The following is a 12,880-nucleotide window of genomic DNA, read 5'->3' on the forward strand; positions in this document are numbered from 1 at the left end:
CACAATCGGTATCGGCCACGCCAATAGAGACTCGGCCGCTATCGACGCAGTGGGAGCGTGACGTGGCGGTAGTGACATTCGACGGGGCGACGCGTCAGTTCAGTCCTGACGCGTCGCCCGCCGTCGACCATCTCGACCTCGAGGTGGCAGACGGAGAGTTCATGGTGCTCGTCGGGCCGTCGGGATGCGGCAAGTCGACGACGCTTCGTATGCTGGCCGGCCTCGAGTCGGTGGAAGCGGGTTCCATCAGCATCGACGGACAGGACGTCATCGGTCTCGAACCCAAATCCCGTGATGTGGCAATGGTGTTCCAGAACTACGCGCTGTACCCCAACATGACGGTCGCGCAGAACATGGGATTCGCTCTACGCAACGCCGGAATGTCGAAGAATGACACGGCAACCCGCGTGTCCGAGGTCGCCGCGATGCTCGAACTCGAGGAGCTGCTCGACCGCAAACCGTCGAAACTGTCCGGCGGCCAGCGTCAGCGAGTGGCGATGGGACGAGCAATTGTTCGGCGTCCCAAGGTCTTCTGCATGGACGAGCCGCTGTCGAACCTCGACGCCAAGCTGCGTGTGAGCACCCGCGCGCAGATCGCCGCACTACAGCGTGAATTGGGTACGACGACGCTCTACGTCACGCATGATCAGGTCGAGGCCATGACGATGGGCGATCGTGTCGCGGTGCTCCGCAAAGGTGTTCTGCAACAGGTGGGTAGCCCGCGCGAAATCTACGCGCGCCCGGCAAACACCTTCGTCGCCGGGTTCATGGGCTCGCCTCAGATGTGTCTGATCGACGTCGACATCGATGCCGGCCGTGCGCATCTCGGCGACGCCGAGATCGCCGTTCCCCGTTCAGCGCCACAGCGGTTGGTCGTCGGGCTGCGCGCTGAATCGTGGCAGGTCACGGGTCCGGGGACCCTTGGTTCACTAACGGCGCGTATCGAATTGGTCGAGGAACTGGGGTCCGAGCAGTTCGTCTACTGCTCGGCCGACGTCGCCGTTCGAGACGGACGGATCGTCGTCCGTGCCGACCACAGGCATGAGTTCAAGGTCGGTGAATCGCTCGGCCTGATCCCGGATGCAGGCGAATTGCACTGGTTCGACGGGGATTCGGGTATTCGTCTGTGAATTGTCGACTGCCTCAGCGGGCAGCGAGCGACGAGATCAGTGCGTCGATGGGCACCATGCCTATGTACTGACCGTTCTCGTCGCAGCACACGAGCGGGTCGAACCGCGTGTGCCTCGGCCGGGTCATGGCACGTCGCAACACTTCTCGTCGATCGGCGGCACGATTGACGCGCATTGTGTTGTGCCGAGCGACATCTCGCTCACCGCACCTGGCCGCGAGATGGATCGGGCGCCCGCTTGCGTCGAGCAGAGCGATCGCCGCGACCTCCGGGTTGGCGTCGAAGATCGTCCGCAACACGGAATCGTCGGAGTCGGCGGATGCCGTCTGGCCCGCTTCGATGAAGGGCGCCACGGTCTCTCTCGATTCGCACAGATCGCGCGTCCGCGTCTTGAGCAGCGGATCGATTCCAGTCATCGCCTCTGCCGGTCTTCCCAGCAGGTATCCCTGTCCGAGCGGCACCCCGAGCTGGCGCAACCGATGGAGGTCATCAGATGACTCGATACCCTCGGCGATCAACCAGGCGTCGATTCTGCTGGTGAACTCGCCGAACATTTCGACGAGCGCCGATTTCGCCGGATCGCGGTGCAGGTCTGCCACGAGCGAACCGTCGAGCTTCACGAAATCGGGGTGCAACGTCAGGATGTGGTGCATGCTCGCGTATCCCGCGCCTGCGTCGTCGACAGCGACGAATCCGCCGAGCTCGCGCACTCTCGCGATAGCAGCAGCAACCTGGTCGTAGTCGGTGACAATGGCGTGCTCGGTGAGCTCGAATACCATCCGGTCGAGCGGGCCGACCTCCAGCAATGTCTGTATGGCATTGGAGAGCAACACCTCGGGGGAGATGTTCACCGTCAGAAAAGTCCGACGCGGCAGCGAGGCCCGTGTCGACAGTGCCTTTTCGAGGACGAGTGCACTGAGGTCGGCCTCTCGTCCGATGCGGGCAGCCGCCGCAAACCACTGATCGGGGCTGACACGCGGTTGCGCCGAGAACCTGCTCAGAGCTTCGTAGCCGACGACCCTCAACTGCGGTAGATGGGCGATTGGCTGGAATACCACCGTCGGGGCCTGAGCCGAATGGATCAGAGCATCCACTTCACGCTCTAGCTCCGACTCGACTCGCGCCCCCAAAGACTGTGTGTTGGCGCGGTCGGAGGAACTCATTGATCAACAATCACTTCACGGACACGAGCGACTGTTGTCGGGGACAGCTCATCGAGCCCGTGATCGTCGGCGGCATGCGCGGCGACACGGTCGAGAATTTCGTCCTCGGTTGCCGCCTCGAATGTTGCCTCGCAATTCGGAATGACCGCACCACACCAGAAGCTCTTCATGACGTCCCTTTCTGATTGGTCGCAATTGAGAATTCTTCATGGGAGTCCGCGTCGTTACACGAGACGCGATCGGCACGGCTGTAGAGGACCATCGACTCGCCCCGAACAAACCCGGCAAGGGTCAGTCCCTGCTGCTCGGCAAGGTCGGCGGCCAGCGACGACGGCGCCGAGACCGCCGACAACATCGGAATGCCTGCCATGATCGCCTTCTGCACCAGTTCGAAGCTTGCACGCCCGGACACCTGGAGGATCTGGCCGCGCAGGGGGAGCAGATCGTGGGCCAGCGCCCACCCGATGACCTTGTCGACGGCATTGTGGCGCCCGACATCCTCGCGGATCACACGCAGCTCACCGGTGCGACCGTCGAACAACGCCGCCGCGTGCAACCCGCCGGTCTTCGCGAAGACCTTCTGGTGTTCGCGAAGGCGGCCGGGGAGATCGAGCACGGCGTCGGCGTCGACCATCAGCGGGTCGTCGGAGACGTCGAAACGCGAACGCGTCGTGACGGATTCGATGCTGTCCTTGCCGCAGACCCCGCAGGCACTCGAAATGGTGAAGTCGCGCGACAGAGACGAATCGGGCGACGCGACGCCAGGCGCAAGCGCAACGTCGAGCACGTTGTACGAGTTCAACGCATCGCTCCCGGCGCCGGCACAGTAGCGGGCCGTGGCGAGGTCCTCCGCTCGAACCAGCACGCCCTCGGAGACGAGGAATCCCGACGCGAGTTCGACGTCGTGTCCCGGGGTCCGCATCGTGACCGCGAGCCGTTCGCCGTTGACTCGCATCTCCAACGGCTCCTCGACGGCCAGCACGTCGACGCGCGTTGTTGCCTGCGCACCGCGACGGACGCGAGTAACGCGACGTCGTGCTGTGATCCGGCCCATGTAAACCACGGTATCGGGTGGTCGGCGACTCGCCCACCCGATCAGCGGCTCCCTCAGACGTCGAGAACGAGCGTCACCGGGCCGTCGTTGACCAGCGACACCTCCATGTGCGCGCCGAAACGACCCGTCGCGACAGTCGCTCCGGCTGCACGCAGTTCCGCGACCACGGCGTCGACGAGCGGTTCGGCGACCGGGCCGGGTGCCGCGGCGTTCCACGAGGGGCGTCGACCCTTGGCGGTGTTGGCGTACAAGGTGAACTGGCTGATCACGAGGATCGGAGCGTCGAGGTCGGCGGCGGAGCTCTCGCGTCCGTCCGGACCGTCGAGAATGCGAAGCCGCCAGATCTTGTCGGCGAGCTTCGTCGCGTGTGCCGGAGTGTCGTCGTGGGTGACCCCGACGAGCGCGACGAGACCGAAGCCGCCGGGCGCGATGTCGAGTTCACCGACCGTCTCGCCGTCGACGGTCACCTTCGCCTGACTTGCTCGTTGGATCACTGCGCGCATGCCGACCAGCATCACAGATCGGCCGCACCCACCCGCTGGTGGGCGAGTACGTCGGACATCAGATGAAGATCTGGTGACGACTTCGACGCGTCGGAATACCGGCGAGCGGAGATGAGGTTCGCTGTGAACATGACCGCTTCATCCAAGGCAGCGCAGACCAAGGCAGAACACATCGCCAAGTTCGGCACCTACGGCGCGTGGGGTTGGTTCAAGCAGTTCTCGCCAGACGAGGCCCGCCAGATCGAAGAGCTCGGATACGGGACCATCTGGCTCGGTGGATCGCCCAAGAATCTGCACCCCATCCGCACGATCCTCGAGGCGACAGAACACATCACCGTCGCCACCGGCATCGTGAACATCTGGAATTCCGTCCCGTACGTGATCGCCGGTGAGTTCCACGCACTCGAACGCGACTTCCCCGGCCGCTTCTACCTCGGAGTCGGTGCCGGGCATCCGGAGGCGACGTCGGAGTACACGACGCCGTTCAAGGCTGTCGGACGCTACCTCGACGCTCTCGACGGCAAGCAGGTTCCGCCCAACCGTCGACTGCTCGCCGCACTCGGTCCGCGCATGCTGCGGATGTCGGCCGAGCGGTCACTGGGCGCCCATCCCTACCTGACCACTCCCGAGCACACCGCCGAGGCCAGGAAGATCCTCGGACCCGACGCCCTGCTCGCTCCCGAGCACAAGGTGGTGCTGACCGAGGACGCCGACGAGGCACGTGCCGTGGGTCGCCCACCCGTCGATCAGCCGTACCTGCATCTGAGCAACTACACCAGGAACCTCAAGCGCCTCGGATACACCGATGAGGACATCGCCAACGGGGGCAGTGACGCGTTGATCGACGCCCTCGTCGCGCATGGCACCCCAGCGCAGGTGAAGGCTCGACTCGACGAGCATCTTGCGGCGGGTGCCAATCATGTGACGATCCAGGTGCTCGGTTCGGAGACGCCCGTCGAACAACTCGCCGCGATTATCTCGGCGTAGCAGTACGCGCGACGATCACCTGCCCGGTGCCGGAGAGGCTCGACGACACGCTGGGCCACGCGGTCAGCTACCGCACCGGCTCCTTGAGCACCATTGAAATCAGCCAGCTGACGATCGAGATCACCAGCGCACCGAGGATCGCTGCCCAGAAGAAGCTGTCGACCTGCAGACCCCAGTGCGTTGTGTTGTGCGTGATCCACGAGGTGATCTGGAGCATGAACGCATTGATCACGATGTGGATCAGACCGAGGGTGAGGATGTAGAGCGGTATCGAGAAGAGCTGCACAATCGGCTTGATGAAGGCGTTCACCACACCGAAGATCAGGGCGACGAGCACCACGATCCCGAATTTCTCCCAGCCCGACGCGTTGTCGGGGAACTGGAAGCTCAGGCCGGGCACGATCAGAGTGGCGACCCAGAGTGCGACGCCCGAGAGCGCCGACTGGAGCAGAAATGCACGCATGTACAAGATCTTGCCAAATTCGGACAGGTTGGCGCGCGGTGTAGAGCGGATCTGTGGTGCACCACTGGTGGGGGATGCCCCTTCGGCTCACCCGATCTGATCGCGGCGTGCGGTGACGAGGGCGCGGATGGCGTCGTCGGATGGGGGATCAGACGGTTGGAACCGTATGGTGCCCTTGTCCATGTCGAAGCCCTCGAGTTGCGGGGCCGCTGCCGAGACCGCTTCCGGGCTGAACGGATAGATGCCGATGTGCTTCTTGGCCCGCATCACCGACAGCAATGGTTTGCCGTGGTAGGTCAGGGCCGGCATGCCGTAGCCCTTGCCCTGCTCGGCGTCGGGGACGACCTCGCGGGCGGTTGCGTAGATGTGCTCGATCACTGCGCGGTCGGTGTCGTCGTCGAGTTCGGCCAGATAGTCGTCGATGGTGCCCATGCCTCAGCGTGACACGTCGCCTTGCCCGATCGCGTGACTACCAGGACAACTCGGGGACCTGGTCGGCCGTCACCTTGTTCAGCTCCTCGAGTTGTTTCCGCTGCTCGGCTTCCTTCGCGGCCTTGGCGTCGTCCTTACCGGGTGCGTCGGCGTCTCCATCCGATTCCGTCTTGTGGGCGTGAGGGCGTCGTGGCTTGCCGCTCGGAATGATCGAACCGGCTCCCGCGAGCATCGGGAATTCCTCCTCGGCTTCTTTGTCGAGGTCTGCTTCGACGTCGCTTGCCGTGGGTGCGGCGCGCAGCGATTTCCACAACAGCACGAGCAGTCCAGCGATGAGTACCGCGAGGACGATGGTCGACGCCGCGAGGCTCGGCAGTTGGGTGAGGCCGTAGACCGCGGCCGCAACGATTGCCGCGGCAGGCATGGTGACGACCCACGCGACCACCATCTTGCGGAACACCGACCAGTCGACGGTGCTGTTGCGGTTGGTGGTGCCGACTCCCGCGACCGCGCCTGCGACCGTGTGGGTTGTCGAGACCGGCGCGCCGAGCGCCGTCGAGCCGAACAGTGCGATCGCCGCACCCGTTTCGGCGCAGAAGCCGCTCACCGGGCGCAGTCGGGTGATGCCGGTGCCCATCGTCCGGACGATGCGCCATCCGCCCGACAGTGTTCCGAGTGCGATGAACAGATAGCAGCCCAGCGCCACCCAGTCGGGCACCGGCAGCGACGAACCGGTCTGAGTGAGGTGGCCGGTCGACACGAGAAGGCCCGCGACGATGCCCATCGTCTTCTGTGCGTCGTTGCCGCCGTGGGCAAGCGAGATGGCTCCCGACGATGCGAGCTGAAACCACCGGAAGAGTTTCTCGGTGCGCAGGACGGGTGCGCGGAAGAGGACCGCGCGCAGGATGAGCATGAGCGCACCGCCGAGCAACAGACCCGCGAGTGGCGAGATCACGATGAACGCCGCGGTCTTCTCGACACTCGACGCCTTGATCGCGTCGATGCCGCCCTTGACCAGAGCGGCGCCGATGAGACCGCCGATGAGAGCGTGCGACGACGACGTCGGAATCCCGAGGTGCCACGAGAGGAAATTCCAGATGACGGCGGCGAGTAGGGCGGCGAACACGACGGCAACGCTGTAGTACTGCGACTTGACCGTCTCTCCGACGGTGTCGGCGACCGCGGTTCCGATCACGAAGAACGCGAGGAAGTTCCACCCGGCGGCCCACACGACTGCGACCTTGGGCTTGAGGACGTGGGTCGCGACCACGGTGGCGATGGAGTTCGCCGAATCGTGGAATCCGTTCGTGAAATCGAATAGCGCCGCGAGCGCGATGATGCCGACCACGGCGAGTGTTGTGAGGTCCACTCAATCCAGAGTGATAGTCGACCGATGCCGGGTGGGGGCTGTGGCCGCCCGATCCGGGACTCTTCGGACGGTATTCATCCCGTGGTCACCCCAGCGGACGATTTGTCGGAGTCGCGTCTGGGCGGCAGTCGTCGCGGGTTTGGACTGTTAGGCCAGTTCGCGTAGGATTGAACGTCGGTGCGCTTGTCGTGCCGGTATGCGCATGCCATCTACCCGGTGAGCGCGGCCGGAGACATCGCCGCCAGGCGCTCGCTCTCGGAGCGGGTGCCAACACACTAACGGATAAACACTGATTCAACCGGGCAGTGGGGTGAATCGTTCGTCCGGGCACTTGTTGCCCTGCGAGCGGATCGCGACACCGCCGAGGATCGCGGAGGACATGGCGAAGAAAGACGGGGCCATCGAGGTCGAGGGACGGGTTATCGAACCCCTGCCCAATGCGATGTTTCGCATTGAGCTGGAGAACGGTCACAAGGTTCTCGCCCACATCAGCGGCAAGATGCGGCAGCACTACATCCGCATCCTGCCCGAGGATCGGGTCGTCGTGGAACTCTCGCCGTACGACCTCGGTCGCGGGCGCATCGTTTACCGCTACAAGTAAGACTTCCCGGCCGAGACCGGTCCGGGACAACCCTCGTGTGGTGCGGCCATTCGGTCGTGCCCACGGGCGACAACAGGAGAGATTGACGTGAAGGTTCAGCCGAGCGTCAAGCCGATCTGTGAAAAGTGCAAAGTGATCCGCCGTAACGGCCGGGTCATGGTGATCTGCGAGAACCTGCGCCACAAGCAGCGTCAGGGCTGATCACCTCCACGGTCGTACGACCGCGGAGCACCCCACCAGATCGCTTGGTGAAACACACAACTGAATACACACACCAGAGCTGAGCAGAACTTGTGAAGCCCTCCCAGCACCAGCGGCGACAGACGCGTCACCGCCTACCTCCGGACTGTGTCACGCGGACCACCGCGAGACACCGCGCAGCGAGTACAACTCGCTTCGTGCAGAGGCCGGAGCCCCTCGCAGAGTAGGGGACGGACCGGGAGAAGACCTCTGAAAAGTAAAGGAAATCCGCCACATGGCACGTGTTGCTGGTGTCGATCTTCCCCGCGAGAAGCGGCTCGAGATCGCACTGACCTACATCTACGGAGTTGGGCGTACCACCTCCAAGGAGATCCTTGCGGGCACCGGGCTGAGCCCCGACCTGCGCGCCAAGGACCTCACCGACGCAGACGTCACAAAGCTGCGTGAGTACATCGAAGGCTCGGTGAAGGTCGAGGGTGACCTGCGCCGCGAGGTGCAGGCCGATATCCGTCGCAAGATCGAGATCGGCTGCTACCAGGGTCTGCGCCACCGTCGTGGCCTGCCCGTCCGTGGACAGCGCACCAAGACCAATGCCCGTACTCGTAAGGGCCCGAAGAAGACCATCGCCGGGAAGAAGAAGTAATGCCTCCGAAGTCACGTAGCGCAGGCCCCAAGAAGGGCGCACGCCGTCGCGATAAAAAGAACGTCCCGCACGGCAACGCACACATCAAGTCGACGTTCAACAACACCATCGTGTCGATCACCGACCCCAACGGCAATGTCATCAGCTGGGCATCGTCGGGTCACGTCGGCTTCAAGGGCTCGCGAAAGAGCACCCCGTTCGCGGCTCAGCTCGCGGCCGAGAACGCTGCGCGCAAGGCCCAGGAGCACGGCGTCAAGAAGGTCGACGTGTTCGTCAAGGGACCGGGTTCGGGTCGCGAGACCGCCATCCGGTCGCTGCAGGCAGCCGGCCTCGAAGTCGGCACCATTTCCGATGTCACCCCGCAGCCGCACAACGGTTGCCGTCCGCCCAAGCGGCGTCGGGTCTAGCGGGAAAGGGAGGAAGAGAAAAACATGGCTCGTTATACCGGCCCCGCAACAAAGAAGTCCCGTCGTCTGCGCGTCGACCTCATCGGAGGCGACCAGGCGTTCGAGCGTCGCCCCTACCCGCCCGGCCAGCACGGCCGCTCGCGGATCAAGGAGAGCGAATACCTGCAGCAGCTGCAGGAGAAGCAGAAGGCACGCTTCACCTACGGAGTGATGGAAAAGCAGTTCCGTCGCTACTACGAGGAAGCCAACCGTCGTAACGGCAAGACCGGCGACGAGCTGCTGCGCATCCTGGAGACCCGTCTCGACAACGTCGTGTACCGCGCCGGTCTGGCACGTACCCGTCGTCAGGCACGTCAGCTGGTTACCCACGGTCACTTCACCGTCAACGGTGTGCGCGTGGACGTCCCCAGCTACCGCGTCAGCCAGTACGACATCATCGACGTCCGTCCGAAGTCGCTGCAGACCACCCCGTTCCAGATCGCCAAGGAGCTCGTCGGCGATCGTCCGGTTCCGGGTTGGCTGCAGGTCGTTCCTTCGACGCTGCGCATCCTCGTGCACAACGTGCCCGAGCGCGCTCAGATCGAGGTTCCGCTCACCGAGCAGCTCATCGTCGAGTTCTACAGCAAGTAAAACCAAGCAGCACAAGCTGTTTCGGTCCACTTCTAGGCCGTCAAATAGCGGTCGGCCACAAGGAGAAATCAAGAAATGCTCATCTCACAGCGACCAACCCTCACCGAGGAGATCATCGCCGACGACCGGTCGAAGTTCGTTATCGAACCGCTCGAGCCGGGCTTCGGCTACACCCTCGGTAACTCGCTGCGTCGTACCCTGCTCAGCTCGATTCCGGGTGCTGCGATCACCAGCATCCGCATCGACGGAGTTCTGCACGAGTTCACCACCGTCCCCGGCGTGAAGGAAGATGTCACCGACATCATCCTGAACCTCAAGGGCCTCGTGGTGAGCTCCGAAGAGGACGAGCCGGTCACCATGTATGTGCGTAAGCAGGGTCCGGGCACCGTCACCGGTGCTGACATCGTGCCGCCCGCCGGCGTCACCGTGCACAACCCGGATCTGCACATCGCCACCCTGAACGACAAGGGCAAGCTCGAGATCGAGCTCGTCGTCGAGCGGGGCCGTGGTTACGTGCCTGCCGTGCAGAACAAGGCGTCGGGAGCCGAGATCGGCCGCATTCCGGTCGACTCGATCTACTCGCCGGTGCTGAAGGTCACCTACAAGGTGGAGGCCACCCGCGTCGAGCAGCGCACCGACTTCGACCGTTTGGTGCTCGACGTCGAGACCAAGAACTCGATCAGCGCTCGTGACGCCCTGGCGTCCGCGGGCAAGACCCTGGTCGAGCTGTTCGGTCTGGCTCGGGAGCTCAACGTCGAGGCAGAGGGAATCGAGATCGGGCCGTCGCCTGCGGAGGCTGACCACATCGCGTCGTTCAGCCTGCCGATCGAGGATCTGGATCTGACCGTCCGTTCGTACAACTGCCTCAAGCGCGAAGGTGTCCACACCGTCGGCGAGCTGGTTGCACGTACCGAGTCGGATCTGCTCGACATCCGCAACTTCGGTCAGAAGTCGATCGACGAGGTGAAGGTCAAGCTGCACACCCTGGGTCTGTCGCTCAAGGACAGCCCGGCCAGCTTCGATCCGTCGCAGGTCGCCGGTTACGACCCGGCAACCGGAACGTGGTCGGACGACGCGTCTTTCGACGCTGACTCCGGTGAGGATTTCGCGGAGACCGAGCAGCTCTAGTCGCTGCGACTGCCAAACCTGACTCGTCGAGCGATCGCCGGGTCCTCCTAGGAGAAGACAATGCCCAAGCCCACCAAGGGTGCCCGCCTCGGCGGGTCGGCCAGCCACCAGAAGGCGATGTTGGCGAATCTTGCCACCTCGCTCTTCGAGCACGGCCGCATCACCACCACCGAAGCAAAGGCCAAGCGCCTGCGCCCGTACGCGGAAAAGATCATCACCCACGCCAAGGCCGGCAAGCTGGCCAACCGTCGTGAGGTCATGAAGGACATCCGCGACAAGGACGTCGTCCACACGCTGTTCGCCGAGATCGGCCCGTTCTTCGCGGACCGTCCGGGCGGTTACACACGCATCATCAAGACGATCAACCGCAAGGGCGACAACGCCCCCATGGCTGTGATCGAGCTGGTGCGCGAGAACACCGCGTCGACCGAGGCCACCCGCGCCACGCGTGTCGCTGCGTCGAAGAAGGCCACTGACGAGAAGGCCGCTGCCCCGGCAGCCGAGGCCGACAACGTCGTCGAGGCCGTCGCCGACGAGGCAACCCCGGCACAGGTCGAGAACGCCGAGGCCGTGGCCGAGGCTGTCGACGACGAGTCGACCGCTGCCACCGCACCGGAGGCCGAAGCTGCTGACGCCGACGTCGACGGTGACAAGGCCGACGACAAGTAGGTCGGACGGCTGAACACGCCAGACATGAACGGACCCGCCACCACACCAGGTGGCGGGTCCGTTCGTCTGCGTTTCGACATCGGTTACGACGGAACCGATTTCGCTGGGTGGGCGCGACAGATCGGCCAGCGAACGGTATGCGAGGTCGTCGAGACCGCATTGTCGACGGTGCTGCGGGTACCGGTCCGGCTGACCGTCGCCGGCCGGACGGACGCGGGCGTCCACGCCACCGGGCAGGTCGCGCACGCCGACATTCCCACGTCTGCACTGGACACGCGATCCATCGACGGCGACCCCGGGCGCCTCGTCGGACGACTCGCCAAGATGCTTCCCGACGATGTGCGCGTGAAGCAGGCCGCGCCGGTCAGTGAACACTTCGACGCACGGTTCTCGGCGCTGCGGCGTCACTACCGGTACCGACTGTCCGACGCGGTGTTCGGTGCCGAACCGGTGCTCGCGCGTACCACGGCGGCGTGGCGACGGCCGCTCGACGTGGAGGCGATGAACGCGGCGTCGTCGGTGTTGTTGGGCCTCAACGATTTTGCCGCATTCTGTCGACGCCGCGAGGGCGCGACGACGATCCGCGATCTACAACGGTTCTCGTGGTCACGCGACGCCGACGGCGTGCTGATCGGCGAGGTCAGCGCGGATGCGTTCTGCTGGTCGATGGTGCGCTCGCTCGTCGGCGCGGTGGCGTCGGTGGGGGATGGCCGGCGCGACGTCGGATGGTGTCGGGCGCTCCTGGGCGAGCGTGAACGCAGCGCGAAGGTGCCCGTCGCCGAAGCGCGGGGCCTGTGTCTCGTCGGCGTCGACTACCCGGCGGCCGACGAGCTGGCGGCGCGCAATGCCATTACCCGCGACGTGCGGGTCACGACAACCGAAGGCGCACAAGGATGTTGCGGCGACTAGTTGGCGGGAGCGGCGGTGTGTCGATGAGTGACCTGCCCCGGCAGTTGAGTCCCCGCTACTGAGTGCGCTACGCCGAATATGCCAGTGTCTGCGCGTAGTTGACGCGCGCCCCGAGATCGGCGACGGCCGCGCGGGAGGTGACCGGGATCGCCGTGGTGTAGGCCACCGGTCCGGCAGAGACGGTGATCTGCACGAACCCGACGGTGCGCTCCTCCTTGACGAGGAGGAACAGCAGACCGAGTCCGCAGAACAAGACGGCTGTCACGATTGCCACGATGAGAGCCCACTGCGGAATCTCATTGGTGGTGCGTGACATGTCGACGAAGCTCCACCGCGATCCGGCCAGGGGTGCGTTGCCCGCAGGCGTGATGACCTCGCTGCGCGTGCAGTGGATGTCGCCGATCGAGACGAGGATCGGATCGCCCGGTGGCGGTGTCGGTGGGGCAGCGTAGTTTCCGGGGTCAGGCGTCGGCGGCAGCTCGACGTCGTTCCATCCGGGGGCGCCCGATTCCTGGCCGCGAGACTTCGATAGATCGGGTCGAGGTGCGTCCGGGTAGCTCACTGGGTCACCATCCTCACTATTTGATCGCCT

General features: G+C 64.5%; 18 protein-coding genes. 10 read left to right on the top strand and 8 right to left on the bottom strand.

The features are described 5' to 3' along the window. Positions 1-62: 62 nt before the first annotated feature. On the top strand, positions 63-1,130 hold the full coding sequence (locus ACRVY7_RS14415; RefSeq protein WP_431817564.1) for an ABC transporter ATP-binding protein: 1,068 nt from the start codon (positions 63-65) through the stop codon (positions 1,128-1,130). 13 nt (positions 1,131-1,143) lie between these two features. On the opposite strand, the gene ACRVY7_RS14420 is transcribed toward ACRVY7_RS14415, so the two are convergent. Genes ACRVY7_RS14420 through dtd form a run of 4 tightly spaced genes read right to left on the bottom strand, consistent with a single transcriptional unit; the run spans position 1,144 to position 3,849 of the window. After that, the gene (locus tag ACRVY7_RS14420; RefSeq protein WP_431817565.1) at positions 1,144-2,292 is read right to left on the bottom strand and encodes an EAL domain-containing protein; all 1,149 of its coding nucleotides are present in this window, start codon (positions 2,290-2,292) and stop codon (positions 1,144-1,146) included. Further along, positions 2,289-2,462, bottom strand: a complete 174-nt coding sequence (locus ACRVY7_RS14425; protein ID WP_064870713.1) for a DUF1059 domain-containing protein — start codon at positions 2,460-2,462, stop codon at positions 2,289-2,291. Before ACRVY7_RS14425 ends, ACRVY7_RS14420 begins: the two co-directional genes overlap by 4 nt. After that, positions 2,459-3,346, bottom strand: a complete 888-nt coding sequence (gene fdhD, locus ACRVY7_RS14430) for a formate dehydrogenase accessory sulfurtransferase FdhD (protein WP_431817566.1) — start codon at positions 3,344-3,346, stop codon at positions 2,459-2,461. Before fdhD ends, ACRVY7_RS14425 begins: the two co-directional genes overlap by 4 nt. Before the next feature lie 53 nt (positions 3,347-3,399). Then, on the bottom strand, positions 3,400-3,849 hold the full coding sequence (dtd, locus tag ACRVY7_RS14435) for a D-aminoacyl-tRNA deacylase (RefSeq protein WP_064870748.1): 450 nt from the start codon (positions 3,847-3,849) through the stop codon (positions 3,400-3,402). 129 nt (positions 3,850-3,978) lie between these two features. On the opposite strand from dtd, the gene ACRVY7_RS14440 reads away from it, so the two are divergent. After that, the gene (locus tag ACRVY7_RS14440) at positions 3,979-4,836 is read left to right on the top strand and encodes an LLM class F420-dependent oxidoreductase (protein ID WP_431817567.1); all 858 of its coding nucleotides are present in this window, start codon (positions 3,979-3,981) and stop codon (positions 4,834-4,836) included. Positions 4,837-4,903: 67 nt separating this feature from the next. Here the strand turns inward: ACRVY7_RS14440 and ACRVY7_RS14445 are convergent, their stop codons facing one another. From ACRVY7_RS14445 to ACRVY7_RS14455, 3 genes are all read right to left on the bottom strand, one after another. Further along, positions 4,904-5,299 (bottom strand): phage holin family protein, encoded by a 396-nt coding sequence (locus ACRVY7_RS14445; protein WP_049698881.1) that lies wholly within the window; start codon positions 5,297-5,299, stop codon positions 4,904-4,906. Between the two features lie 87 nt (positions 5,300-5,386). Beyond that, entirely contained in the window at positions 5,387-5,731 is a 345-nt protein-coding gene (locus ACRVY7_RS14450) for an iron chaperone (protein WP_431817568.1), read from the bottom strand. 37 nt (positions 5,732-5,768) lie between these two features. Continuing rightward, positions 5,769-7,100 carry an inorganic phosphate transporter gene (locus ACRVY7_RS14455; RefSeq protein ID WP_431817569.1) on the bottom strand — a complete coding sequence of 444 codons (1,332 nt, stop codon included), beginning with the start codon at positions 7,098-7,100 and terminating at the stop codon, positions 5,769-5,771. A gap of 379 nt (positions 7,101-7,479) precedes the next feature. Between ACRVY7_RS14455 and infA the strand changes: the two genes are divergently transcribed. The 8 genes from infA (at position 7,480) to truA (ending at position 12,288) form a co-directional block, all read left to right on the top strand. Further along, entirely contained in the window at positions 7,480-7,701 is a 222-nt protein-coding gene (gene infA, locus ACRVY7_RS14460; RefSeq protein ID WP_005170487.1) for a translation initiation factor IF-1, read from the top strand. Between the two features lie 87 nt (positions 7,702-7,788). Next, entirely contained in the window at positions 7,789-7,902 is a 114-nt protein-coding gene (gene rpmJ / locus ACRVY7_RS14465) for a 50S ribosomal protein L36 (protein WP_005207978.1), read from the top strand. Between the two features lie 274 nt (positions 7,903-8,176). Next, positions 8,177-8,545: a 30S ribosomal protein S13 gene (rpsM, locus tag ACRVY7_RS14470; RefSeq protein WP_005207979.1), complete on the top strand. Its 369-nt coding sequence runs from the start codon at positions 8,177-8,179 to the stop codon at positions 8,543-8,545. Continuing rightward, positions 8,545-8,952: a 30S ribosomal protein S11 gene (rpsK, locus tag ACRVY7_RS14475; RefSeq protein WP_005207980.1), complete on the top strand. Its 408-nt coding sequence runs from the start codon at positions 8,545-8,547 to the stop codon at positions 8,950-8,952. The genes rpsM and rpsK overlap by 1 nt, the downstream gene beginning before the upstream one ends. Positions 8,953-8,976: 24 nt before the next feature. After that, the gene (gene rpsD, locus ACRVY7_RS14480; protein WP_005207981.1) at positions 8,977-9,582 is read left to right on the top strand and encodes a 30S ribosomal protein S4; all 606 of its coding nucleotides are present in this window, start codon (positions 8,977-8,979) and stop codon (positions 9,580-9,582) included. Between the two features lie 75 nt (positions 9,583-9,657). Beyond that, positions 9,658-10,710, top strand: coding sequence for a DNA-directed RNA polymerase subunit alpha (locus tag ACRVY7_RS14485; protein ID WP_005207982.1), 1,053 nt, complete (start codon positions 9,658-9,660; stop codon positions 10,708-10,710). Positions 10,711-10,770: 60 nt separating this feature from the next. Continuing rightward, positions 10,771-11,379, top strand: coding sequence for a 50S ribosomal protein L17 (gene rplQ, locus ACRVY7_RS14490; RefSeq protein ID WP_431817570.1), 609 nt, complete (start codon positions 10,771-10,773; stop codon positions 11,377-11,379). A gap of 24 nt (positions 11,380-11,403) precedes the next feature. After that, the gene (gene truA, locus ACRVY7_RS14495) at positions 11,404-12,288 is read left to right on the top strand and encodes a tRNA pseudouridine(38-40) synthase TruA (RefSeq protein WP_431817571.1); all 885 of its coding nucleotides are present in this window, start codon (positions 11,404-11,406) and stop codon (positions 12,286-12,288) included. 67 nt (positions 12,289-12,355) lie between these two features. On the opposite strand, the gene ACRVY7_RS14500 is transcribed toward truA, so the two are convergent. Beyond that, positions 12,356-12,850, bottom strand: coding sequence for a hypothetical protein (locus tag ACRVY7_RS14500; RefSeq protein WP_431817572.1), 495 nt, complete (start codon positions 12,848-12,850; stop codon positions 12,356-12,358). Between the last annotated feature and the right edge of the window lie 30 nt (positions 12,851-12,880).

Origin of the sequence: Gordonia jacobaea, from assembly GCF_965344965.1 — a bacterium.
GTDB lineage: Bacteria > Actinomycetota > Actinomycetes > Mycobacteriales > Mycobacteriaceae > Gordonia > Gordonia jacobaea.

What these genes read in the sequence shown, in the direction of transcription:
- ACRVY7_RS14420 (WP_431817565.1), bottom strand. Translation starts at nt 2,292, where the DNA reads ATGAGTTCCTCCGACCGCGCCAACACACAGTCTTTGGGGGCGCGAGTC.
- ACRVY7_RS14425 (WP_064870713.1), bottom strand. Translation starts at nt 2,462, where the DNA reads ATGAAGAGCTTCTGGTGTGGTGCGGTCATTCCGAATTGCGAGGCAACA.
- fdhD (WP_431817566.1), bottom strand. Translation starts at nt 3,346, where the DNA reads ATGGGCCGGATCACAGCACGACGTCGCGTTACTCGCGTCCGTCGCGGT.
- dtd (WP_064870748.1), bottom strand. Translation starts at nt 3,849, where the DNA reads ATGCGCGCAGTGATCCAACGAGCAAGTCAGGCGAAGGTGACCGTCGAC.
- ACRVY7_RS14440 (WP_431817567.1), top strand. Translation starts at nt 3,979, where the DNA reads ATGACCGCTTCATCCAAGGCAGCGCAGACCAAGGCAGAACACATCGCC.
- ACRVY7_RS14445 (WP_049698881.1), bottom strand. Translation starts at nt 5,299, where the DNA reads ATGCGTGCATTTCTGCTCCAGTCGGCGCTCTCGGGCGTCGCACTCTGG.
- ACRVY7_RS14450 (WP_431817568.1), bottom strand. Translation starts at nt 5,731, where the DNA reads ATGGGCACCATCGACGACTATCTGGCCGAACTCGACGACGACACCGAC.
- infA (WP_005170487.1), top strand. Translation starts at nt 7,480, where the DNA reads ATGGCGAAGAAAGACGGGGCCATCGAGGTCGAGGGACGGGTTATCGAA.
- rpsM (WP_005207979.1), top strand. Translation starts at nt 8,177, where the DNA reads ATGGCACGTGTTGCTGGTGTCGATCTTCCCCGCGAGAAGCGGCTCGAG.
- rpsK (WP_005207980.1), top strand. Translation starts at nt 8,545, where the DNA reads ATGCCTCCGAAGTCACGTAGCGCAGGCCCCAAGAAGGGCGCACGCCGT.
- rpsD (WP_005207981.1), top strand. Translation starts at nt 8,977, where the DNA reads ATGGCTCGTTATACCGGCCCCGCAACAAAGAAGTCCCGTCGTCTGCGC.
- ACRVY7_RS14485 (WP_005207982.1), top strand. Translation starts at nt 9,658, where the DNA reads ATGCTCATCTCACAGCGACCAACCCTCACCGAGGAGATCATCGCCGAC.
- rplQ (WP_431817570.1), top strand. Translation starts at nt 10,771, where the DNA reads ATGCCCAAGCCCACCAAGGGTGCCCGCCTCGGCGGGTCGGCCAGCCAC.
- truA (WP_431817571.1), top strand. Translation starts at nt 11,404, where the DNA reads ATGAACGGACCCGCCACCACACCAGGTGGCGGGTCCGTTCGTCTGCGT.